Origin of the sequence: Rouxiella chamberiensis, assembly GCF_026967475.1 — a bacterium.
GTDB classification, from domain to species: Bacteria; Pseudomonadota; Gammaproteobacteria; order Enterobacterales; family Enterobacteriaceae; genus Rouxiella; species Rouxiella chamberiensis.
Genome location: NZ_CP114058.1, coordinates 116,268 through 137,514, shown reverse-complemented (window position 1 = coordinate 137,514; position 21,247 = coordinate 116,268). Strand labels below are relative to the sequence as shown.

Annotated in this window: 18 protein-coding genes and 2 pseudogenes; 5 read left to right on the top strand and 15 right to left on the bottom strand. The window is 53.2% G+C overall.

Annotated features, from left to right (window positions below; genetic code table 11):
- Window positions 1-39 precede the first annotated feature (39 nt).
- Both O1V66_RS00665 and O1V66_RS00660 read left to right on the top strand, forming a co-directional pair.
- Window positions 40-1,005: a threo-3-hydroxy-L-aspartate ammonia-lyase gene (locus O1V66_RS00665; protein WP_045049301.1), complete on the top strand. Its 966-nt coding sequence runs from the start codon at window positions 40-42 to the stop codon at window positions 1,003-1,005.
- A gap of 35 nt (window positions 1,006-1,040) precedes the next feature.
- A complete protein-coding gene (locus O1V66_RS00660) occupies window positions 1,041-2,201 on the top strand; it encodes a DSD1 family PLP-dependent enzyme (RefSeq protein WP_045049302.1) in 1,161 nt (386 codons plus the stop codon).
- Between the two features lie 100 nt (window positions 2,202-2,301).
- On the opposite strand, the pseudogene sseB reads toward O1V66_RS00660, so the two are convergent.
- The 5 genes and pseudogenes from sseB to trmJ form a co-directional block, all read right to left on the bottom strand.
- Window positions 2,302-3,149, bottom strand: a pseudogene (gene sseB / locus O1V66_RS00655) (enhanced serine sensitivity protein SseB).
- 19 nt (window positions 3,150-3,168) lie between these two features.
- A complete protein-coding gene (pepB, locus tag O1V66_RS00650) occupies window positions 3,169-4,476 on the bottom strand; it encodes an aminopeptidase PepB (RefSeq protein ID WP_045049304.1) in 1,308 nt (435 codons plus the stop codon).
- A 27-nt stretch (window positions 4,477-4,503) separates the two neighbouring features.
- Entirely contained in the window at window positions 4,504-5,670 is a 1,167-nt protein-coding gene (locus O1V66_RS00645; protein ID WP_045049305.1) for an IscS subfamily cysteine desulfurase, read from the bottom strand.
- A gap of 296 nt (window positions 5,671-5,966) precedes the next feature.
- Window positions 5,967-6,461, bottom strand: coding sequence for a Fe-S cluster assembly transcriptional regulator IscR (gene iscR, locus O1V66_RS00640; RefSeq protein ID WP_045049306.1), 495 nt, complete (start codon window positions 6,459-6,461; stop codon window positions 5,967-5,969).
- A gap of 204 nt (window positions 6,462-6,665) precedes the next feature.
- Window positions 6,666-7,419: pseudogene (trmJ, locus tag O1V66_RS00635) on the bottom strand (tRNA (cytosine(32)/uridine(32)-2'-O)-methyltransferase TrmJ).
- A gap of 172 nt (window positions 7,420-7,591) precedes the next feature.
- Here trmJ and suhB point away from each other — a divergent pair.
- Complete coding sequence (suhB, locus tag O1V66_RS00630) at window positions 7,592-8,395, top strand: inositol-1-monophosphatase (RefSeq protein WP_045049308.1); 804 nt, start codon at window positions 7,592-7,594, stop codon at window positions 8,393-8,395.
- 74 nt (window positions 8,396-8,469) lie between these two features.
- Here suhB and O1V66_RS00625 read toward each other — a convergent pair whose 3' ends face one another.
- The 4 genes from O1V66_RS00625 to O1V66_RS00610 form a co-directional block, all read right to left on the bottom strand.
- Window positions 8,470-8,766, bottom strand: a complete 297-nt coding sequence (locus O1V66_RS00625; RefSeq protein WP_269128028.1) for an acyltransferase family protein — start codon at window positions 8,764-8,766, stop codon at window positions 8,470-8,472.
- Window positions 8,767-8,917: 151 nt separating this feature from the next.
- On the bottom strand, window positions 8,918-9,535 hold the full coding sequence (locus O1V66_RS00620) for an acyltransferase family protein (RefSeq protein WP_269128027.1): 618 nt from the start codon (window positions 9,533-9,535) through the stop codon (window positions 8,918-8,920).
- A gap of 297 nt (window positions 9,536-9,832) precedes the next feature.
- Window positions 9,833-10,861, bottom strand: a complete 1,029-nt coding sequence (locus tag O1V66_RS00615) for a nickel/cobalt transporter (RefSeq protein ID WP_045049309.1) — start codon at window positions 10,859-10,861, stop codon at window positions 9,833-9,835.
- A complete protein-coding gene (locus O1V66_RS00610) occupies window positions 10,852-11,499 on the bottom strand; it encodes a DUF1007 family protein (RefSeq protein WP_045049310.1) in 648 nt (215 codons plus the stop codon). Before O1V66_RS00610 ends, O1V66_RS00615 begins: the two co-directional genes overlap by 10 nt.
- 216 nt (window positions 11,500-11,715) lie before the next feature.
- On the opposite strand from O1V66_RS00610, the gene O1V66_RS00605 reads away from it, so the two are divergent.
- The gene (locus O1V66_RS00605; protein ID WP_330873439.1) at window positions 11,716-12,576 is read left to right on the top strand and encodes a hypothetical protein; all 861 of its coding nucleotides are present in this window, start codon (window positions 11,716-11,718) and stop codon (window positions 12,574-12,576) included.
- Window positions 12,566-13,003: a PRD domain-containing protein gene (locus tag O1V66_RS21710; protein WP_330873437.1), complete on the top strand. Its 438-nt coding sequence runs from the start codon at window positions 12,566-12,568 to the stop codon at window positions 13,001-13,003. Before O1V66_RS00605 ends, O1V66_RS21710 begins: the two co-directional genes overlap by 11 nt.
- Before the next feature lie 57 nt (window positions 13,004-13,060).
- On the opposite strand, the gene glyA is transcribed toward O1V66_RS21710, so the two are convergent.
- From glyA to mrdA, 6 genes are all read right to left on the bottom strand, one after another.
- Complete coding sequence (gene glyA / locus O1V66_RS00600; protein ID WP_045049312.1) at window positions 13,061-14,314, bottom strand: serine hydroxymethyltransferase; 1,254 nt, start codon at window positions 14,312-14,314, stop codon at window positions 13,061-13,063.
- Between the two features lie 299 nt (window positions 14,315-14,613).
- The gene (gene glnB, locus O1V66_RS00595) at window positions 14,614-14,952 is read right to left on the bottom strand and encodes a nitrogen regulatory protein P-II (RefSeq protein WP_009638933.1); all 339 of its coding nucleotides are present in this window, start codon (window positions 14,950-14,952) and stop codon (window positions 14,614-14,616) included.
- 151 nt (window positions 14,953-15,103) lie between these two features.
- Window positions 15,104-16,444: a two-component system response regulator GlrR gene (gene glrR, locus O1V66_RS00590; protein WP_045049313.1), complete on the bottom strand. Its 1,341-nt coding sequence runs from the start codon at window positions 16,442-16,444 to the stop codon at window positions 15,104-15,106.
- A 46-nt stretch (window positions 16,445-16,490) separates the two neighbouring features.
- Window positions 16,491-17,246 (bottom strand): two-component system QseEF-associated lipoprotein QseG, encoded by a 756-nt coding sequence (gene qseG / locus O1V66_RS00585; RefSeq protein WP_082051058.1) that lies wholly within the window; start codon window positions 17,244-17,246, stop codon window positions 16,491-16,493.
- Window positions 17,247-17,255: 9 nt separating this feature from the next.
- Window positions 17,256-18,698: a sensor histidine kinase gene (locus O1V66_RS00580; protein WP_045049314.1), complete on the bottom strand. Its 1,443-nt coding sequence runs from the start codon at window positions 18,696-18,698 to the stop codon at window positions 17,256-17,258.
- A gap of 467 nt (window positions 18,699-19,165) precedes the next feature.
- Window positions 19,166-21,169 carry a penicillin-binding protein 2 gene (gene mrdA / locus O1V66_RS00575; RefSeq protein ID WP_269128026.1) on the bottom strand — a complete coding sequence of 668 codons (2,004 nt, stop codon included), beginning with the start codon at window positions 21,167-21,169 and terminating at the stop codon, window positions 19,166-19,168.
- Window positions 21,170-21,247: the final 78 nt, after the last annotated feature.

Here is a 21,247-nt window from a genome sequence, read left to right as displayed (position 1 = left end):
GGGGACGCCTTAATTTCAATGAACTTAAAAGGAAAAACGATGATTCTGCCTGATTATGAGGATGTTGTTGCCGCCGCCCAGAGAATTGAAGGTTATGCCCATAAAACGCCGGTCATGCAGTCCAGCATTCTGAATCACGCGCTCGACGCCGAGATTTTCTTTAAATGTGAAAACTTGCAGCGGATGGGAGCATTCAAGTTTCGTGGCGCTTTCAACGCCCTGGCCCAATTGGATGCGTCGCAGCGCAAGCGTGGCGTTATCGCATTCTCGTCGGGCAATCACGCACAGGGTATTGCCCTCTCGGCCTCGTTATTGGGCATTCCCGCCACTATCGTCATGCCTCTGGATGCGCCCAAGGCAAAACGTGCTGCAACGGAAGGTTACGGTGCCAACGTCGTGCAATATGACCGCTACACGCAAGACAGAGAGGCGATTACCGCCGAACTGGCTGAAAAATTTGGTTATACCGTGATCCATGCCTATGACTACGCCCCCGTGATTGCGGGTCAGGGCACGGCTGTAAAAGAGTTGATAGAAGAAGTGGGTGAACTCGACGCCCTCTTTGCGCCGCTGGGCGGTGGCGGCTTGCTTGCCGGTTCGGCGCTGGCCGCGCGCGCGCTTTCGCCTGACTGCAAGATCTATGGGGTTGAGCCCGAGGCGGGCAACGACGGCCAGCAATCATTTCGCACAGGATCGATTGTAAAGATAGGCACGCCGAAAACCCTGGCCGATGGCGCTCAGACCTCGGCACTGGGTCATCTCAACTTTTCTATTATTCAGCGCGACGTCAGCGATATATACACGGCAACGGACGCCCAGCTAGTCAATGAGATGGCCTTTTTTGCCTCGCGCATGAAGCTGGTTGTGGAACCTACCGGTTGTCTTGGGCTTGCGGCGGTGCGCGCGCAGGCTGAATCGCTGCGCGGTAAGCGCGTCGGCATAGTGATCAGTGGCGGCAATGTTGACCTCGATAACTACAGTCGACTGCTTGCCGGTGCCTTTTAACCGCGGCATTTATCAACGCTTATTGAGCCAACAACATGACCGATAACACTTATCCGCTCGACATCAGTATCCATGACAGAGACACGCCGTTTTTGCTGCTTGACAGTAGCAAGCTTGAGCGCAATGTTGCCCGTTTACGAGCGCACACGGCACGTTTTGGGGTGCCGCTGCGTCCTCACCTTAAAACGGTAAAATCGGTCGAAGCCGCAAGACTGATTCTGGCGGACGGCACAGGCCCCGCCACGGTTTCCACTCTCAAAGAGGCCGAAGTTTTTTCGGCTGCGGGATGTAAAGATCTCATCTATGCCGTGGGCATTGCCCCGCGTAAACTGGCGCGAGTCGTGGCGTTGCTCAAGGAGGGTACCGACATCAGCGTTATTCTCGACAGCATCGAACAGGCCCACGCGGTGGCTCGATATTCTCGCGAAGCGGGGGTAAAAATCCCCGCACTCATTGAAATAGACAGCGACGGTCATCGCAGTGGCGTCGTGCCCGGCGACGCGCTGTTAATTGAAATTGGCAAGATTCTGCATAACGAAGGGGCCGAATTACGCGGGATTATTACCCACGCCGGGGAATCCTATCACTGTAAAACCTTGCAGGCGCACCAGGCAATGGCCGAGAAAGAGCGCGCGGCGGCGGTTGCCTGTGCCGATGCGCTGCGCGAGGCCGGATTGCCGAGTCCGGTCGTCAGCGTTGGCTCGACGCCAACGGCACATTTCAGTGAAGATCTTACGGGCGTTACTGAAGTCCGCGCGGGCGTATTTACACTGTTTGATCTGGTCATGACGGGTGCCGGCGTCTGCCAGACTTCAGACATTGCGCTTTTCGTCGTGGCTACCGTGATAGGCCATCAGCATCAGAAAGGCTGGATTATGGTCGATGCCGGCTGGATGGCGATGTCGCGGGATCGCGGTACAGCCGCACAGGAAGTCGATCAACGCTATGGCATTGTCTGCTCGATGGAAGGCGAACCTCTGGGCGATTTGATAATGATCGATGTCAATCAGGAGCATGGCATTCTTGCGTTGCGACCGGGTAGCCAGCAGACGCTGCCCACTCTTCCCTACGGCAGTCGCGTACGGATATTGCCGAACCATGCCTGCGCCACGGTAAGCCAGCATGGCGAATTCGCCGTAGTGCGTGATGGCAGTGAGCATATTGAAGCCCTCTGGCCTATCATCCACGGCTGGTAATCGACGTCAGCCGAGGTCGGCGCATAAAAAGGGTCGCCTGAGGCGACCCTGTCTACATGCACCTTCCATAGCTTGCCGGAAGGGGTAATAAATCACAGACTCAGGCTTTTCCGGAAGAAGGAATAATGTTTCTCAACCAGCTTCCCCATTTGCGTTGATAAAAAGGCTGGGTGTGGCTTACCAGATAGTGGCTTAACCCCCCTCCTTTTCGTCTACTACACAAAAGTCGACGGGTTTATCGTCCGGCGATGTTTCACTGGCGACATTCCCCGCTTCGCGGATTAGCGCATCCACTTCTGACGGGGTACCGTCGGCTTCAATGCCAACCAGCAGATTTGGTTCGGGATCGACATTTTTGTCGTGGATCAGCGCCAGAAAAGCCCGGCGAACCGGCTTTTTCTGGCTAAAGAGTGTGGTTAAAGCATCAACCATTGCCGAAGGATACTCTTCCGGCTGCCCAATCAGCAGCTGACTTTCGGCGTCCAGCGCCAGTTCGGTCGGCGCGGCCAATCCGCCCTTATCAAGCAGCAAGGTGATTTCGCTCGGGTAGAACTCTTTACCGTATTCGGATTTCGGATTGAGAAACAGTTCTTCGCCCTGCGTCATTTCAAACAGAATCCGCGCCGGAAGCGCGACAAAGGATTGCTCGTCTTCACTTTCTCCGGCCGCAGCGCGCTCAAGCACCTCTACCGACGAGAAGAAAGGAATGATAGAACTCCCGTCCTGTTTTTCCCAATGCAGCAGGTTCAACTCGCTACCGGCTGAGATTTCGGCGGGATTCCCCGCCGGTTCCTGGCCGGCATCGCCCAGTACCCAAACAGTTGACTCGAGTAAAGCCTGATAAAAAGCCGGGCGATAGGCAGCCTGAGTTACCGAGAGCCTGAGCAAACGCTCAAGCTCGTTTTCATTCGGCGAACCTGCGGCTGGAATATCATGCGGAACGCTCATCTCGTCTCGTTCCCTTTGCTTATTTAGCTTTAGCCAACAACAGGTTGGCGACGGTACGCACGCCCAGACCGGTCGCGCCCGCAGCCCATTGGCCGGAAGCGCTTTTACGGTAGGTCGCGGAACAGTCGATGTGCAGCCAGCCTTTCTTGTATTCAGACACGAAATGCGACAGGAAAGCAGCGGCGGTGCTGGCACCAGCCCCATTTGCAGGACCGGCAATATTGTTCAGGTCGGCAAAGTTGGACGGCAACTGGTTGCGGTGGAATTCGGCCAGCGGCAGACGCCAGAAAGGCTCGTTCTCTTCAACCGCAGAGGCCAGCAGATCGTTGGCGAGCGCATCATCGAAGCTCAATAGCGCGTGATAATCATTGCCGAGCGCCATTTTTGCCGCGCCGGTCAGAGTGGCGGCATCAATAAGCAGGGTCGGATTATGTTTGGAAGCATCGATTAGGCCATCGGCCAGCACCAGACGCCCTTCGGCATCGGTATTCATCACTTCAACGGTTTTGCCGTTGCGATAGGTGATAATGTCGCCCAGTTTGAACGCATTTCCGCTCACCATGTTATCGGCGCAGCAGAGGTAAAGTTTGACGCGTTTGTCCAGTCCACCCGCTGCGGCCAGAGCCAGTGCGCCGGTCAGTGTCGCCGCACCCCCCATGTCGGCTTTCATGGAATCCATGGAACCGCTGGGTTTCAGGCTGTAGCCGCCGGTATCGAAGGTAATGCCTTTACCGACCAGGCAGGCAAACACCGGCGCTTCAGGGTTACCGGTCGGGTTATAGTCCAATGACAACATGACCGGCGGGCGATCGGAACCGCGACCTACGGTATAAAGGCCGTTGTACTCTTTTTCGCGCAGCTCTTCGCCCTTGGTGATGCGGTAGCTGATGGAATCACCAAATCCGCACAGCAGATCAACCGCGCTGCGAGCCAGTTTTTCGGGGCTCAAGTCTTCAGCGGGTTTATTGATAGTGTCGCGCACCCAGTCGATAATTTTCAGGCGTTGTTGCAGTTTTTCGGAGTCGGTTTCTGAAAGCTCTGCCCACTCCACGCTGCGGCTGCCTTTCGGGCTGCGGAAACCCTGCCAGAATGCCCAGCTGGTTTCCAGATCCCAGCCTTCACCGGCGAGCTGCAATTTTTTGATGCCCTGCCCTTCGATACGACGGGCTGCACGGGCAATCGAAGTCAGCTTATCGTCAGCTGAAAAATGAATGGTGATGCCCGCAGCATCGGTACTTAACAGGGCTTTTTCACCCCAACGCGCATCGGCCGCCTGCGAAGACAGCAGCACGGGCATAATATCGGTAGTCGTAGCTTCGTTCGTCATTACAACACTCCTGATTATTCTTAATCTTCAATGATTAGCGTTAGAAAGTTCACGTAGACGGGTTATTGATTTACCGACAAGCGAAATACTGTAATCGATCTCTTCTTCCGTAGTGAAACGCCCTACGGAGAAACGGATGGAACTGTGCGCCAGCTCATCATTCAGACCTAGCGCCTTCAACACATAGGAAGGTTCCAGACTGGCAGAGGTGCAGGCCGAACCGGAAGACACGGCGAGATCCTTAAGCGTCATGATCAATGATTCACCATCAACATTGGCAAAACTGACGTTAAGAATATTGGGCGCGGTATTCCCCTCGCTGCCGTTCAGGAAAACGTCTTTGATTTTGCCGATGCCTTTCCATAAACGGTCGCGCAGGCGAGTCAGACGTGCGGCTTCTTCAGCCATTTCCAGCCTGGCGATGCGGTAGGCTTCGCCCATGCCGACAATCTGGTGCACGGGCAAGGTGCCGGAACGCATGCCGCGTTCGTGGCCGCCGCCGTGGATCTGCGCATCGACCCGCACGCGCGGTTTACGGCTTACATACAGTGCCCCGATGCCTTTCGGACCATAAATCTTGTGTGCCGAAAACGACATCAAATCGACCTTGAGTTCCGCAAGATCGACCGGAATTTTACCTACGCTTTGTGTCGCATCGACGTGAAACAGAATGTCGCGGCTACGGCACATCTCGCCAATGGCGGCGATATCCTGAATAACGCCAATCTCATTATTGACGTGCATTACTGACACCAGCACGGTGTCGTCACGCATTGCCTGTTCAAGCTGCTGCAAATCCAGCAGACCGTCGGACTGCGGATTCAGGTAAGTCACTTCGTAGCCCTCGCGTTCGAGCTGCTCGCAGGTATCCAGCACCGCCTTGTGTTCGGTGGTGCAGGTAATAATATGCCGACCCTTTTGCGGATTGGCGAGCGCCGCACCTTTAATGGCCAAATTATCGGATTCAGTCGCCCCGGAGGTGAAAATCACCTCGCGCGGGTCGGCGTTAATCAGTTCGGCAATATTGTTGCGCGCGACATCGACCGCTTCTTCTGCCTGCCAGCCATAGCGGTGGGAACGAGAAGCCGGATTACCGAAAGTACCGTCCAGCGTCAAACACTGCATCATCTTCTCGGCTACGCGTGGGTCAACCGGCGTAGTGGCCGAATAATCCAGATAAATGGGTAATTTCATGGCAAATAAGCTCCGTACAGCGCGTTCGTAGTCGAACGGACGATAACGTCATGGTGTCAGGTTGCCAATTAAGGCGGGTTCATTATACAGACCAGTTTAAAACGGCTTGGCAGCTGGATAAAAGGGAAATCATACCCTGCGCGGACGAGAGAGCAGATTTAGCTAATAAAGGAAGAGTTTTGCGGAGTAACAAGGCAAAAAACCGGGCGACAACACTGCAATGATAAAACGCATTGCACTTGTCTAACCCGGTTCTTGACGCAAACGTGAAGGTTGCGTTTGAAAATCGGCGTCGCTTAAGCGCGCAGATTGATGTTGATCGTTTCTTGAGGACGGCCGTTCGGCATGCGACGCAGGTCGCTGTTTTGACGATCGGCAACTTCCAGCACATCCTGATTGTTGACCAGCTCACCAATGGTGATGTCGTTAAGGAAGCCGCTGATGCGCTCGCTCAGGTCACGCCAAAGAGTGTGGGTCAGGCAACGTTCGCCACCCTGACAGCCTTCTTTACCCTGACAGCGGGTTGCATCGACAGATTCGTCAACCGCAGTGATAACCGCGCCAACAGAGATTTCGATGGCGTCACGACCTAACAGATAACCGCCGCCCGGACCACGGACACTGGCAACCAGCTCATGTTTGCGAAGGCGGGAGAACAGCTGCTCCAGATACGAAAGCGAGATGCCCTGACGTTCAGAGATGTCGGCTAAAGGCACTGGGCCTTCCTGGGAATGCAGTGCTACGTCGAGCATCGCAGTAACAGCATAACGACCTTTAGATGTCAGTCTCATAACATGATTACCTGTCAGTGAATTTCATAAATATCAATGGGGGGACAACATGAAAATGAGTCTGACATTCCCGACTAATTTAGTCAACTATTTAACCTAGTAATTTACTCAAGTATTACATGCGTGGTTTTCAGGGTTATTCAAAAGGTCTAAAAACTGCATGTAATACTTTGATAAATAACTATATAACCTTGAGTTAAAAGGTTATTCCTTATCGTTATTTGGCTTTTCGCTGGTGGATTTCTCGACGGAAGACAGGATACCGCGAAGAATATTCAGCTCTTGAGCCTCTGGATGCGCGCGGGTAAACAGGCGACGCAGGCGACTCATTATCTGACCCGGATGCTGTTTTCGAATGAAGCCGACTTTCAGAAGTACCTCTTCAAGATGCACATAAAAACGCTCGAGATCTTCGACCAGCGGGTAAGGCGCTTCTTCCTGTTCCGTTGCCGGATTGGCGGCTTCCTGCTGCGCCAGCCAGGCAACGCGAACTTCATAGGCAATAAGCTGTACGGCCATCGCCAGATTTAGCGAGCTATATTCTGGATTGGCAGGAATACAGACGTGGTAATTACACTTTTGCAGCTCTTCGTTGGTCAAGCCGACACGTTCACGACCAAACACCAGGGCAACAGGAGCAGACTGGGCCGTCCTGGCACTCAGCTCGCCGCATTCGCGAGGTTCGAGCATGGGCCAGGGCAGTGTGCGCGAACCGGGCGCTGGTGCCGACCACCAGACTGCATCCTGCCAGCGCCTCGTCGAGCGTATCGACAATGGTGGCATTGCCAATCACGTCGCTGGCACCGGCCGACATTGAAATAGCCTGAGAATCGGGTTTAACAAGCGGATTAACCAGATAAAGGCTGGATAAGCCCATGGTTTTCATAGCGCGGGCGGTGGAGCCCATATTCCCGGTGTGAGAGGTTTCGACCAGGACAATGCGAATATTGTGTAGCATACAAACTCTAAGCGTTGCGGAAAATCGCAACAGTTTATCACAAACCAGCGCCACGTCATGGGTTAGCGGCCGCTTCGCGCGTTAAACAGCCCAAAGTCGTTGGCGTTTGGAATAACTATTGCTATACTGCGCGCCGTTTCCCGTTCTTTAACATCCTAGTTGGAAGATATCCATGCATCCGATGCTCACCATCGCCGTTCGCGCTGCGCGCAAGGCCGGTAACCTAATTGCCAAACATTACGAAACGCCGGACTCTGTAGAAGCAACTCAGAAAGGCACCAACGATTTCGTCACTAACGTAGACCGCGATGCAGAAAGCATGATCGTCGACGTTATTCGCAAGTCGTACCCAAAACATACCATTATCGGTGAAGAATGTGGTGAGTTGGAAGGTGAAGAAAAAGACGTACAATGGATTATCGACCCACTGGATGGCACTGCCAACTTCGTAAAACGTTTCCCTCATTTCGCTGTATCTATCGCTGTGCGCATTAAAGGCCGCACCGAAGTTGCCGTAGTTTATGATCCTATGCGTAACGAACTGTTCACCGCGACCCGTGGTCAGGGCGCTCAGCTGAATGGCTATCGTCTGCGCGGCACCTCCGCAAAAGATCTCGATGGCACCATTCTGGCGACCGGTTTCCCGTTCAAAGTCAAACAACACGCCACCAGCTACATCAATGTGGTTGGCAAGCTGTTCACTCACTGTGCAGACTTCCGCCGTACCGGTTCTGCCGCGCTGGATCTGGCCTACGTTGCCGCTGGCCGCGTTGACGGTTTCTTTGAAATCGGTCTGAAACCTTGGGATTTCGCTGGGGGTGAACTGCTGGTTCGTGAATCAGGCGGCGTAGTTACTGACTTCGTTGGCGGTCACAACCACTTCTCTTCGGGTAACGTTGTTGCCGGAAACCCACGTGTGGTCAAGGGTATCCTGACCGTAATGCGTGATGAACTGCATGACGCGCTGAAGCGTTAATCGGTTTGAAATAAATAGAAAAGGACGCCATGGCGTCCTTTTTTTATGTGTGTCATTTGGCCAACGCCCTTGTACTAAGGTTTGACAAGCGGTGGCGAAACATGGGCAACCGCCGCCGTTTTATAAATGATTTTCCTTTCAATCAACCTGTAGGCGATTTCTCCGACCACGATGGCGATGAAGAAAGTCGCTATTCCCAGCATGAACAAGGTGCTGTTGCTTAGCCCGCCCGACCTCACCACAATGGCAAATGCCGTCGTGACAAAGGCATGCGTTAGATAAAGTGAATACGACGAATTACCAATCTCCAGAACTACGCCCGAGACTTTCTTCGCTGAAAACAGGCACAGGAAGAAACTGAGGGCGCTCAAGTAATGGACGTATTCAGCAAAACCCCTAATTCATGGTTTTTGAAAACAATAATGATCACCGACAGCAGGAAAATGGTCATCATTATGATGCTTGCCATCCTGGATTTCATTCTTGCCAAAATCTGTTGCTGATGATGATAAATAAACATGCCTACAACAAAAAGCCAGATGACCTGCCCCGAAAAAAGGATTGTGCGGAAGGCGAACTCATGAATTGAGAGAAAATATTCAATAAAATAAAGAAGACAGCCAAGATATAAATGCCATTTTTCCTATGTTGGCCAAATAAAATAAGCAAGGCAAAAGAGAGGTAGTAAAAGCCCTCATAAATGAGCGTCCACCCCTGCCGTAATATCGGATCAATGACATCACCGTCAAAAGAAATATACGGAATAAGCAGATAAGAGCTTATTATTTTACCGGGGGAATAGTGTACGGCCCTTTGAAACACGCCTAGCGCCCAGAGTAAGATATTGACGCTGGTCCAGATGAAATAGATTGGGTAAATCCTTATCGCTCTTTTGAGTAAGAAAATTTTAGCATTGCTGCTGCCGCCGGATTTGCCGGACGTAGTCATCGACATGATGTAGCCGCTGATGATAAAGAAAACCCCGACGCCCACCTGCCCCAGCAATTCGACATTATGCAGGACAACATTGCCCAATCCGCCAATGTCTCTAAATGCAGTGAAGCTTGACACGGTATGTGCCATTACGACGGAGAGCGCGGCCACCCCGCGAAGATATTGAATATTTTCATTTGTCTTCAATTTCACTGCCCCTTAAATCCCTTTTAGTCAAAAAGGATAACAACCGCTTAATAGTTAATAAGATTTAGAGAAATTACGAATGCTGTAAAAAACCAAATGTGCAGAGCGTCATTCAATAGAAATTTTATTATATTTTTGAATAACCAACGTTCGTAGGGTCAGTGCTGTTACATAATCAAATTAGATTAATATTATTGATGAGATGCCTAACTTTATAACCATTCAGGTTTCAAAAAGATAGTGCTGAAAGGCGACATTCTGCGCTTTCAGCATTGTTCGATTTTTATATTTTGATACTCAGCGTCCAAAAGGCCCGATACCGCCGCCAAATGCGGAAACACTGGTCTGATAGAGCACGACACCTGCCAGAATAAGAATGAGTCCCCCGCTTAACGCAAGCAATGGCCAGCCGAGCTGTAATCCTTGCGAGGGTCCGCGCCGGGCACTCAGTTTCATCGCCAGTTCGCGACTGTAGAATACCAAAAATCCTACCAGCGAGACGGTAAGTGACGTACCCAGCGCCATCACCAACGCTGAAATCACTCCCCACAGATAAACGCCGATCACTTTAGAGAACAGCAGGACCATAATGGCGCCGGAACAAGGCCGCAATCCCATCGCCAACACCACCGCCGCCTGCGTGCGCCAACCGCCTTCGGCTGCAAGCTGGCTGTCATTCGGCACATGCTGATGGCCGCAGCCGCAATGAGCATCATGCTGATGCCCGGCGTCGACCGGGCGCAGGCGCTGAATCTGTATTCCCGCCTGTTTCTGCGTGGCGGCAATGCGTCGCACAAGCTGGCGAACTGCCCGCCAGCATAAAATGACGCCGAGCAGGATGACCAGGGCAAAACTGCCCTTTTCCATCCAGAAGCTGGTTTGATGCAGCTGACGCGACGAGAGTTGCAGCACGCCAAGCACCAGCGTCACCAGCAGCACGGCCATTACGCCCTGCACCACAGCCGAGGCAAAGGTCAATTTGAGGCTGGTTTTCAGTTTTGAAGGATGCGTGGCGAGATAAGTCGTAATGACGACTTTACCGTGGCCCGGCCCTACCGCATGGACCACGCCGTAAATCAGGCTGAACAGGGTCAGACTTAACCCTGCCCGCGCCGGATGAAGGCTGACCTGCTGAAGAATCTCCGCCAAATGTTGATGAAGCGAGCGCTGCCAGATAATGCTGTTAAGCAGAATTTGCGGCCAGAAATGCCAAAATGCGGCACAACCGGCAGCGAGTAAGAGTAAAAACAGGCCCAGTGGCCAGAGGGCGTAATGACGGGAGGGAATCCTTGCCGGGTTTTCTAAAGGCGTATTCTTTAATGACATTGCAACGTGACCTTCTGAGCGAACTGTTGACCCAAATCCATATCCTCCGGCGGCGCGTCGGCTTTATCCAGTGACAGCGCATAGGCCTGCATCGAGGCATTGGGTTTGGGCGTAAAGAGGGACAGCGAGCAGTCGGGCTGAACCTCTGTGGGGAGTTGCAGCGCCTTGTCGTTTTTATAAGTCATATCAACGAAATAGGTAGGGTCGAAGGTGGAAAATATCAGCGGTTTACCGACGAGCGGCGCGGGTTGCGCGAACGGCATGACAAACTCGAGCACCGCTTTATTTCCGCTGCGCGAGAGCTGATATTCACTGGGCAGACGCATGTAACGCACGGGCTTTCCGTCGCGATAGACGTTGGTAAAGTAGTGCTGAGCCATCACCCGCGCCATCACCTCGGCGGCCAATTTTTTCCATATCTCGCTCCCCGGCGCGGCATTACCGGCATCATAAAGCAGATCCGCCGACGTGATTTCGTCCATCGTCCAGACCATTTTCAGGGCGATAACCGTTTTATCCCGTGTTACCAGCGTAGTTTGCATATCGATAAAGCTATGGGGGTGCGCCTGTACGGGCAGCGAAAAGGTCGCCAGCATCAGGGCCATCGCCCACCCTGCCGCTTTTATTTTTGTCATCATGCGTGAGTCGATTCGTTTCAAGTAAAGTCCGTCAGCCATCTTTTCAAACACTTGTTATAAAGTAACATCTTAAATCAATTCAAATATAGCGGCGATAATAAATATCTGTGATCCGAGTTATAAGCTCGAGCAAAACCCTGGGCAGTAGCGCGTTGAAACGGCAATGATTTGCTATGCTAATGAAGAATTTTCAATATCCCGAACCCAGAAGGTGATATGAGCCTGGACACCTCCTCCGTGCCTGAGCTCTCCGCTCAACAACGTCGCTGCAACCTATTGTTGATGCTGTATTGCCCCTCAGAGGCCATGCGGCTGGAGAATGTTGGTCAAATCAACGGCGTAGATCTGCCAACGACGCAAAAAGACCTGGCGCAACTTGCCGCCGACATACAGCGCCTCCACCGGCTGGACATTACCACGACTCAGGAACAGGACTTTCGGCTGCAAGGTGCCGTGCTTGATCAGAGAATTTGCCTTATCAATGGCCTGCGACGTGCCATTCGCAGCAGCCCCGATTTCCTGCATCATCATTTTACGCCTTACCTTCAACAATCGCTGAGTCAGGCGGATGACTTCGACCACCCGCTGTACTACAGCGAATTTCCTCTATTGATTGAACGGGTTGCAGAGTTGCTCAACAGAGAATTCAGTCCGCGTGACGAGCAGTTTTTACAGATTTATCTCCAGTTCTGTCTCTGGCAGGATATCAATCCGACACAACTGGAATTCAACGAAACCCAGCTGCGCTGGCTACGCGACAAACCCGAATTTACGGCCGCCGATCTGATTTTTCGCAAATTGCAGACGTTGAAAAGCGTAAATATTGCTGATTGCGAACGGGACTTTTTTGCCCTGTTGCTGACGATTATCAAGAACTACAGCTATGACAGTTCAGGTTCGCCCGAAGACCAGAAGCTGATGGCGCAGATTGAAATACTGGTGGCCAATTTTCAGGATGTCTCGGGCATGACATTCAGCAGTTACGAAGGGCTTATTAGCCAGCTGGTTCGCCCATCTTGGCCCGGCCATCGAGCGCTGCCGTTTCGACATTATTGTCGACAGCCAGATGCAGGATGAAGTAAATCGCATGTATCCTCGCTTGATGCGTACAACGCGGGACGCGCTACAGGATATTGAAAAAGCGTATGAAATCGCGTTTCCACCGGAAGAGATAGGATTGGTAGCGGTGATATTCGGTGCCTGGCTCATGCAGGGCAACGCCTTGCAGGAAAAGCAGATACTGCTGCTGACAGATGCAAATCCGGCGCTTGAAGAAGATGTCGAACAGCATATCCGCGAAGCGACGCTGATGCCGCTCAACATCAAATACCAGACACTCGACGAATTTCATCAACATGGCGCGCCAAGCGGCGTTGCCATGATTGTCACGCCCTATGCCACCCTTTCCACCGAAGCCGATCCGCTGGTTATCTACACTCAGTTGCCTCTGACCAAAGACGAACGCAAGAGAATTCGCTCTTTGCTCGAAGCACATCAGGACTGAAAAAAGGCCAAAAAAACCACGTCCGAAGACGTGGCTTTTTATCGGCAAACCGCTGGATTACGCGTACACAGGGTAACGCGCACAGATTTCCAGAACTTTTTGCTTAACGCGTTCAATGGTCGCTTCGTCGTTGATATTGTCAAGAACGTCGCAGATCCAGCCGGCCAGTTCGCGCACGTCAGCTTCTTTGAAGCCGCGACGGGTCACTGCCGGTGTACCGATACGAATACCGGAGGTTACAAACGGGCTCTTGGGATCGTTGGGTACGCTGTTTTTGTTCACGGTGATGTTCGCGCGACCCAGAGCGGCGTCGGCTTCTTTACCGGTCAGGCCTTTCTCGACCAGATCAAGCAGGAACAGGTGGTTGTGCGTACCGCCGGAAACCACTTTGTAACCACGCTCGAGCACCACGTCAACCATGGCCTTGGCATTGATGGCAACCTGCTGCTGATAAGCTTTGAACTCAGGTTCCATCGCTTCTTTCAGCGCGACCGCTTTACCTGCAATCACGTGCATCAATGGACCACCCTGACCACCCGGGAATACCGCGGAGTTCAGTTTTTTATACAGGTCTTCGTCACCGCCTTTCGCCAGAATCAGACCGCCGCGTGGACCTGCGAGGGTTTTGTGGGTCGTGGTAGTCACGATGTGAGCGTGAGGGACCGGGTTAGGGTAAACGCCAGCGGCAATCAGACCGGCCACGTGAGCCATGTCGACGAAGAACCAGGCGTCGATGCTGTCTGCGATTTCGCGCATCTTGGCCCAGTCAACCACGCCGGAGAACGCGGAGAAGCCGCCGATGATCATTTTTGGCTTGTGCAGTTGAGCCTGACGCGCCAGATCGTCATAGTCGATTTTGCCGGTTTCGTCGATGCCGTAAGGCACTACGTTGTACAGTTTACCGGACAGGTTGACAGGTGAACCGTGAGTCAGGTGGCCGCCGTGCGCCAGGTTCATACCCAGAATGGTATCGCCCGGTTGCAGCAGCGCAGTATAAACCGCGAAGTTGGCCTGTGAGCCGGAGTGTGGTTGAACGTTTGCGTAGTCGGCACCAAACAGCTCTTTTGCACGGTCAATCGCCAGTTGCTCGACGATATCAACGTACTCGCAGCCGCCGTAGTAGCGCTTGCCAGGATAGCCTTCAGCATATTTGTTAGTCAGCTGAGAACCCTGAGCCTGCATAACGCGCGGGCTGGTGTAGTTCTCTGACGCAATCAGCTCGATATGCTCTTCCTGACGTACGACTTCCTGCTCCATTGCATGCCACAATTCGGCATCATAATCGGCAAGGTTCATTTCACGCTTTAACATCTGCTTCTCCTGACTCAACAAACTTAAATAAACGCCCCTGATGGGTTCTGGGGCACAGTGTAAACTGTTTCCCCCTGTAGGCATAGTCTCCGCGGCAGGTTTTTAAGCAAACGATTGGCATGCCGTGGCACAAGGCTTTGATCCAGGATGGAGTACGCCGTTTCAAGCGCGTTTTATTCATTTAGAAATGCAGATTTTTCAGCTTTGTGAGCGGTGACACAAAAGGGAATGGCGGCAATATCAGACTGGCAAGGGGGTAAAAAAGGACGGACCGGAAATTCCCGGCCCGTAAAGAGTGCCTAGATAGCCTCTTCATCCTCTTCACCGGTACGGATACGAACTACGCGCGCGACGTCGAAGACAAAGATTTTGCCGTCGCCGATTTTGCCGGTTTGCGCGGTCGTCATGATGGTCTCGACACAGGTATCGACGATATCGTCAGCCACCACGATTTCGATTTTCACCTTCGGCAGGAAATCCACCATGTATTCTGCGCCACGGTACAGTTCGGTGTGTCCTTTCTGACGACCAAAGCCTTTGACTTCAGTAACCGTCATGCCGGTTATACCGACTTCAGCCAGCGCTTCGCGCACATCATCCAGCTTGAAAGGTTTAATAATTGCGTCAATCTTTTTCATGGCAGGCCCTTTTTATCGTTCGTTTGCCCGTGCTTGTTCCGGCAGCGGCAAAATTTAATTTTCAGCTTTTAGGTGCTTACGGCACCGGCAGGCGCATAAAGTATCATATCCTCTCCTCACGTAAAACGAACCGAAAGAGAGACGCTACTATTTAGGACTCTTTAAAGTCGTTGGCTTCGAGTTCATGCCTTGAAAGCAGCTTATAGAACTCGGTCCGGTTGCGCCCGGCTATTCGCGCCGCCTGCGTCACATTGCCGCGTGTAATCTGCAGAAGCTTGCGCAAATAGTGCAGTTCGAAGGTATTGCGGGCTTCGACGAAGGTGGGCAGCGCCGTGTTTTCGCCTTCGAGTGCCTGCTCCACCAGCGCCTCACTGATGACAGGTGCCGAGGTCAAGGCGACACACTGTTCAATCACGTTGACCAGTTGCCGCACATTGCCCGGCCAACTCGCGGCCATGAGTCGCTTCATGGCATCGGTCGAAAAACTGCGCACGAAAGGCTTGTGGCGCAGCGCCGCCTCGCGCAGCAGGTGATTGGCCAGCAGCGGAATGTCTTCGGCACGCTCGTTCAATGCGGGCAGCTTGAGGTTCACCACATTGAGCCGATAAAACAGATCTTCACGGAATTCGCCCTTCGCCATCGCCTTCGGCAAATCGCGGTGGGTTGCCGAAATGATGCGCACATTGACGTCGATATCAAAGTTACTGCCGAGCGGCCTGACCTTGCGTTCCTGCAATACCCGCAACAGCTTGACCTGCAGGGAGAGCGGCATATCGCCTATTTCGTCGAGAAACAGCGTGCCGCCATCGGCCGCTTGAAACAGCCCTTCGCGACTGCTGACTGCGCCGGTAAAGGCACCTTTGGCATGACCAAACAGTTCGGATTCCAGCAACTGTTCGGGCAATGCGCCGCAGTTGATGGCAATAAACGCCTTTTTACCGCGTGGACTGGTGCGATGTATCGCCTGCGCCAGCACCTCTTTACCCGTACCGCTCTGCCCGTTGATTAACAGGCTGACGTCGGACTGCGCAACCATTTTTGCCTGCTCCAGCAAACGCAGCATAACGGGGCTTCGAGTAACAATCTGCTCGCGCCAGCTGTCATCGCCCGCAGGAGCAGATTGCGCCAGCGCTTCGTCGATAGCCTTGTAGAGCGCATCGCGATCCACCGGTTTGGTAAGAAAGCCGAACACGCCCTGCTGCGTAGCGGCGACGGCGTCGGGAATCGAGCCATGCGCCGTCAGGATAATCACCGGCATACCCGGTTGATGCTTTTGGATTTCGGCAAACAGCGCCATGCCGTCCATTTCGTCCATTCGCAGGTCACTCAGCACCAGATCTATGCGCTCGCGGCGCAGCAGTTTCAGCGCTTCATCCCCACTCGCGGCCGTCGTGACCTGAAACCCTTCGCTGGAAAGGCGCATGCCCAGCAGTTTCAACAAGCTGGGATCGTCATCAACCAGTAGCAGGCTGGCATTTCTCCGTGCGGTCATTTTTCTCCCGTTGCCCTTGGCTGGTAAATCGAGCGGTTCTGGTTAATCAGTTGTTGTCCTGGGTGCGCATATCGGGTGTTTCGCTCTGCAACTGCTTGCGCGACGAAAGCTGACGCTCGATGTCGGTAAGGTTTTCCAGTTTGCGACGGGTATCGTCGAGACTGGCCTGTAACGCCTTTTGTTCATTGCTCATCTCTTCGAGCTTGGCCTCATTGGCGACCTGCAAACGCGCATTGCGGGCTTTGTCGTCTTCCAGCGCAACCTGTAACGACTGCCGTTCTCGCCACAGTTGCAGCAGGGGTCGAATCGCCCCCGGCATTTGCGCGCGGTATTCGTTAACGTTATTGAGCAGCGCTCTACGCTGGGTATAATTTGGATCGGTTGCGGCAATCAAAATGCTCTGCTTGAAAACATTTGCCCATCCAGAGGACGAAATCTGCGAAGCCTGATAGCTTGCCTGCGCATTGCTCATGCGCTCGGAGCAGTCCATCGCCCGCAGCCAGTACAGCGAATTATTGAGCGTTGCGCCGTCATCCAGCGCCCACAGCGTTTCACAGGGGGCGATGCGAAAATCCACCACCTTGCTGTCGGGAATGACGTCTTCTTCGACCTGCTGGCGCGCCTTATCATGCGGCGCACCGGCACAGCCTGCCAGCAGCACCGGCGTCAGCAAGGCCGAGGTTAGCAGCAGATTCGGGCGAAAACGACGGCAGGAATCTGAATCTCTGTGTCGCTGTGCGGTGCCTTTCAAACGGTTGAAAAAGCCAAAGCGGCTTAAAAATAATAAGAATCCTGTTTGCATGGTTTTATTTTACTCAGCTAAGTGTGCGCCGTTCGAGGGCAGCTCAATGCGAAAACAGACGTCGGCGTAATCCACCTCGACCAGTTTCAGCTCACCCTCCATACGCTTGATACAATCTTTGGCGATACTCAGCCCCAACCCGCTGCCTTTGACGGCGCCCTTGCGCAGTTGGCTCCCCTGAAAGAAGGGTTCGAAAATCATGGCCCGCTCTGCCGGCGGAATGGCCGTGCCGCTGTTGGCGACATCAATCACGGTGCGTGCGCCGTTCTGCCAGCTGTGAAGCCAAATGTTACCGGATTCGGCGCCGTAGTGCACCGCATTGGAATACAGATTGTCCAGCACCCGCACCAATAGAACAGACTCGGCCCAGCAGGCAGTCGCATCGGTCCTTACCTCAGTATGGATCAACTTGCTTCGTGCCGTCAGACTATGTGCCGCCGCTACGCTGTGCAGGATCTCCGGCAGATTGACCTGTTCCTTGTCGGTCGGCACATCGGCCAGTCTGCGGTTGTAGTCGAGCAGTTGTTCAATCAGGGTTTGCAGGTGTCGACTGCTGGTATTGAGAATTGCCACCACCTCTTTTTGATCGGCAGTCAGTGGCCCAGCCACTTCGTCACGGAGCAGTTCCGTGCCTTCGCGCATGCTCGCCAGCGGCGTTTTGAGTTCGTGCGATATATGGCGCAAAAACTCGTGGCGCTGCGATTCGAACCAGGCGAGCCTCTCGCTCAGCCAGGTAATGCGTCTGGCCAGTGCGCGAATCTCGCGCGGCCCGCGAAACTTCGAGGCACTGCCGGGTGAACGCCCTTCTCCGAGGCGGTTAATCATTTTCTCCACCCCTTTGACGGGGCCGATAATCATTCGGGTAAACAGCACGACCAGCATGCCGCTCAAAAGGAAGAGCACGAGTGCCTGCCAGCCAAAGAACTTGCCGCGATCGGCAATGGCGCGCTGCAACTGCTGGCCACGAGAATAGATCACGTCGCGGGTCACTTGCACCATTTCAGCATTGGATCGTGAAAATTCTTCGAGCTGGCGCGAAGATTCTGGTTCCGGACTGTTATTTTCACAGCGAAAGGCGGAGAGTCGGGTCAGCAGGTCACGCAGATTCTGGTAATAGCGCGGATCCGGCAATATCGAGGCATGGGCATCAAGCATTTGCGAATACTGGCGGCGCTGGCTTTGATAGAGGGTAGAAAGTGTAGGATCGTCGAGCACGCAGTACTGGCGATAGCTGCGTTCCATTTCCAGCGCGATGCTGGTCATTGATTCACTGCGTCTGGCATCGACAATCGTGGTGCGATTGATCTCGGCCGCCTGACGGCTGAGATGATTCAGGCTTTCATAGGCTTGATAGGCTAAAACCAGCAGAGGCAGCAGCACCAGCAGAAAGGCCATCAGGACCAGCTGTCTCAGGGAACCCGGAAACAAACGCCACTTTTTCAAGGATATTATCTCGCACGCAGGAAATAACCTGATGCTAACCGACGCGAAGAGGGAAGAAAAGAGAAGAACCCGGGAGGTTGCCCTACAGACATCCCGAAGGCGTATCTATAGGGCAGAAGAGGTGGTGCCTCACTCAACGTGTCGTTCGATGCTTGATAAGATTGCCGGAGCAACGATATCGGTCTGGGTGAACGATAGGCACCTTTTCTACGGCGTCATTCGAATGTTATGAGCGCAGATGCGGTAAACCGCAGAGGCATTTATAACGGCGTGAATGAGCAACCGCGGAGAATATAGCAGGAAACGTGCCAACTATTAAAGTTAAATTATAACTTGCTGTTATTAGGTAGATAAAATTTTCAAACGATAAAACCTTACACAAGCTTATCGTTAAATTTTGTTTAAATATCAACCGTGTAGTCGCCAATAAGAGACAAGTTACAGCGGTAATATTTATTCGTTTATTAATCAATAATTTAAATGTCGCCAATTAGCGACATTCGGATTAACCCCTGTCGCCGATTCGAGACAGTATTAATGTTCGCTGTAACCCTGGGTACCGGGGTTAACTCCGTCAACTGACAGGCCGGACTGCTCTTGTTCTTGTCATCCTGACAATCGGTAGCATCATCTTTCACGAAAATATGGTCGAGAATGGCTCGCATCGTAGGACCCGCCACCACGCCATCGCCCCCGCCGTTCTCGAGGATTAGCGCAACTGCAACGGAAGGATGATCAAAAGGTGCAAAGGCCGTATAGAAGATGTGATCTCGCAGGCGCACCGGCGTCATTTTGGCGTTGTAGTTCTGGTTTTCGCGCAGGCTGAACACCTGCGAGGTGCCCGATTTCGCCGCAATCTTGTAGGGCGCGGTATGGAACAGCTTGTAACCGGTGCCGTTCGGCGCATTCGCCATACCGAACATCGCGTTTTTCACAATGGTCCAATAGGGGGATTTCGGGTCGGCAATCTGCTCCGTCGGCGGCATTTTATAAGGCGTCACCACTTTACCGAGCTGCATGGAGTCCAGCAGGTGCGGGGTCATGATTTTACCGTTGTTGATAAGAATGGTCATCGCCTTGACCATCTGAATCGGAGTGGCAATCCAGTAGCCCTGCCCGATCCCGACTGACACCGTATCGCCTTGATACCACTCTTTTTTGTGGACTTTCATTTTCCAGTCGCGGCTCGGCAGATTTCCGTAATACTGCTCGTCGAGGTCAATGCCCGTGGATTTGCCGTAGCCGAATTTGCCCAGCCACTCGTGAATACGGTCGATGCCCATCTCGTAGGCGACCTGGTAGAAGAAGGTATCAGCCGATTCTTCGATGGCCTTGGTGACATTGAGATAACCGTGGCCCGTTTTCATCCAGTCGCGATACCGGCGTTCGGTGCCGGGCAGCGTCCAGGTTGGCGCGCCGAAGAACGTGGTCTGCGGCGTAATTACACCGGCAAACAGCGCCGAAATCGACATATAAGGTTTGATAGTCGAGGCCGGAGGATAAAGCCCCTGGGTTACGCGGTTAATCAGCGGCAGGTCAGGGTTTTTTAGCAATGCGCTGTAGGCCTTGCCCGAAATACCGTTGACGAACGGATTCGGGTCATAGCTTGGGCTTGAGACCATCGCGCGCACAGAACCATCGCGCGGGTCCACCACAACAACGGCCGCACGCTGGCCTTTCAGCAATTGCTCGATGTACTGCTGCAACCCGAGATCCAGCGTCAGTTTAACGTTCTGTCCGGCCTGCGGCGGGGTTTCGGTCAGCAGACGCACCACATGGCCGTGGTTATCCACTTCCACTTCCTGATAACCGGTGCGGCCGTGCAGCTCTTTCTCATAGTATTTTTCGATGCCCTGCTTGCCGATATCATGGTCGGCGGCGTAGTTTTCGGCTTCGCCGTCTGCCGAAAGCTGCTTGTCGTCGCGGTCATTGATTTTCGACACATAGCCGACCACGTGGGCCAATTCTGCCCCGTAAGGGTAACGACGCTGCTGATAGCTGCTGATCGACACGCCCGGGAAATTAAACTGATTGACCGAGAAACGCGCAACTTCCTCGTCGGTCAGAGCCAGTTTTAACGGGATTTGCGCAAAGCGGCGGCCGTGGTACATCGCGTCCTTGAAATCGGCCAGATCTTCCGGCGTCAGGTCGACAATCGGCGTCAGCGCCTTGAGGGTCGCAGGCAAATCCGCCACTTTTCCGGGGATCACCTGAATCTGATAGAGCGTAATATTCTGCGCCAGCACCACGCCGTTGCGATCCATGATCAATCCACGGCTCGGCGCAATCGGCAGCATTTTGATATCGTTCTGGTTGGAGCGGGTCTGATAAAACGCGTGCATGCCAACCTGCAGGTGATACAGATTGAAAACCAGTACGCCGAACAGCATGACAACAATAATAAAGGCGATAACCGCACGACGGACAAAGAGCGAGGACTCAGCCGAATGGTCGCGGATTTCTTCGTTCAATAGGGCCATTACCGGGGGATTACCTTTGTTGTCAGACGTCAGAGCTTAAGCGAAAAATGCGGGGGTGCAGAAAGTGCGCAAGGATAA

Excerpts from the sequence above, each read along its gene's own strand:
- O1V66_RS00665 (WP_045049301.1), top strand. The coding sequence starts at position 40 with ATGATTCTGCCTGATTATGAGGATGTTGTTGCCGCCGCCCAGAGAATT.
- glrR (WP_045049313.1), bottom strand. The coding sequence starts at position 16,444 with ATGACCGCACGGAGAAATGCCAGCCTGCTACTGGTTGATGACGATCCC.
- glnB (WP_009638933.1), bottom strand. The coding sequence starts at position 14,952 with ATGAAAAAGATTGACGCAATTATTAAACCTTTCAAGCTGGATGATGTG.
- glyA (WP_045049312.1), bottom strand. The coding sequence starts at position 14,314 with ATGTTAAAGCGTGAAATGAACCTTGCCGATTATGATGCCGAATTGTGG.
- pepB (WP_045049304.1), bottom strand. The coding sequence starts at position 4,476 with ATGACGAACGAAGCTACGACTACCGATATTATGCCCGTGCTGCTGTCT.
- O1V66_RS00610 (WP_045049310.1), bottom strand. The coding sequence starts at position 11,499 with ATGATGACAAAAATAAAAGCGGCAGGGTGGGCGATGGCCCTGATGCTG.
- iscR (WP_045049306.1), bottom strand. The coding sequence starts at position 6,461 with ATGAGACTGACATCTAAAGGTCGTTATGCTGTTACTGCGATGCTCGAC.
- O1V66_RS00605 (WP_330873439.1), top strand. The coding sequence starts at position 11,716 with ATGAGCCTGGACACCTCCTCCGTGCCTGAGCTCTCCGCTCAACAACGT.
- O1V66_RS00615 (WP_045049309.1), bottom strand. The coding sequence starts at position 10,861 with ATGTCATTAAAGAATACGCCTTTAGAAAACCCGGCAAGGATTCCCTCC.
- suhB (WP_045049308.1), top strand. The coding sequence starts at position 7,592 with ATGCATCCGATGCTCACCATCGCCGTTCGCGCTGCGCGCAAGGCCGGT.
- O1V66_RS21710 (WP_330873437.1), top strand. The coding sequence starts at position 12,566 with ATGCAGGATGAAGTAAATCGCATGTATCCTCGCTTGATGCGTACAACG.
- O1V66_RS00660 (WP_045049302.1), top strand. The coding sequence starts at position 1,041 with ATGACCGATAACACTTATCCGCTCGACATCAGTATCCATGACAGAGAC.
- O1V66_RS00645 (WP_045049305.1), bottom strand. The coding sequence starts at position 5,670 with ATGAAATTACCCATTTATCTGGATTATTCGGCCACTACGCCGGTTGAC.
- mrdA (WP_269128026.1), bottom strand. The coding sequence starts at position 21,169 with ATGGCCCTATTGAACGAAGAAATCCGCGACCATTCGGCTGAGTCCTCG.
- qseG (WP_082051058.1), bottom strand. The coding sequence starts at position 17,246 with ATGCAAACAGGATTCTTATTATTTTTAAGCCGCTTTGGCTTTTTCAAC.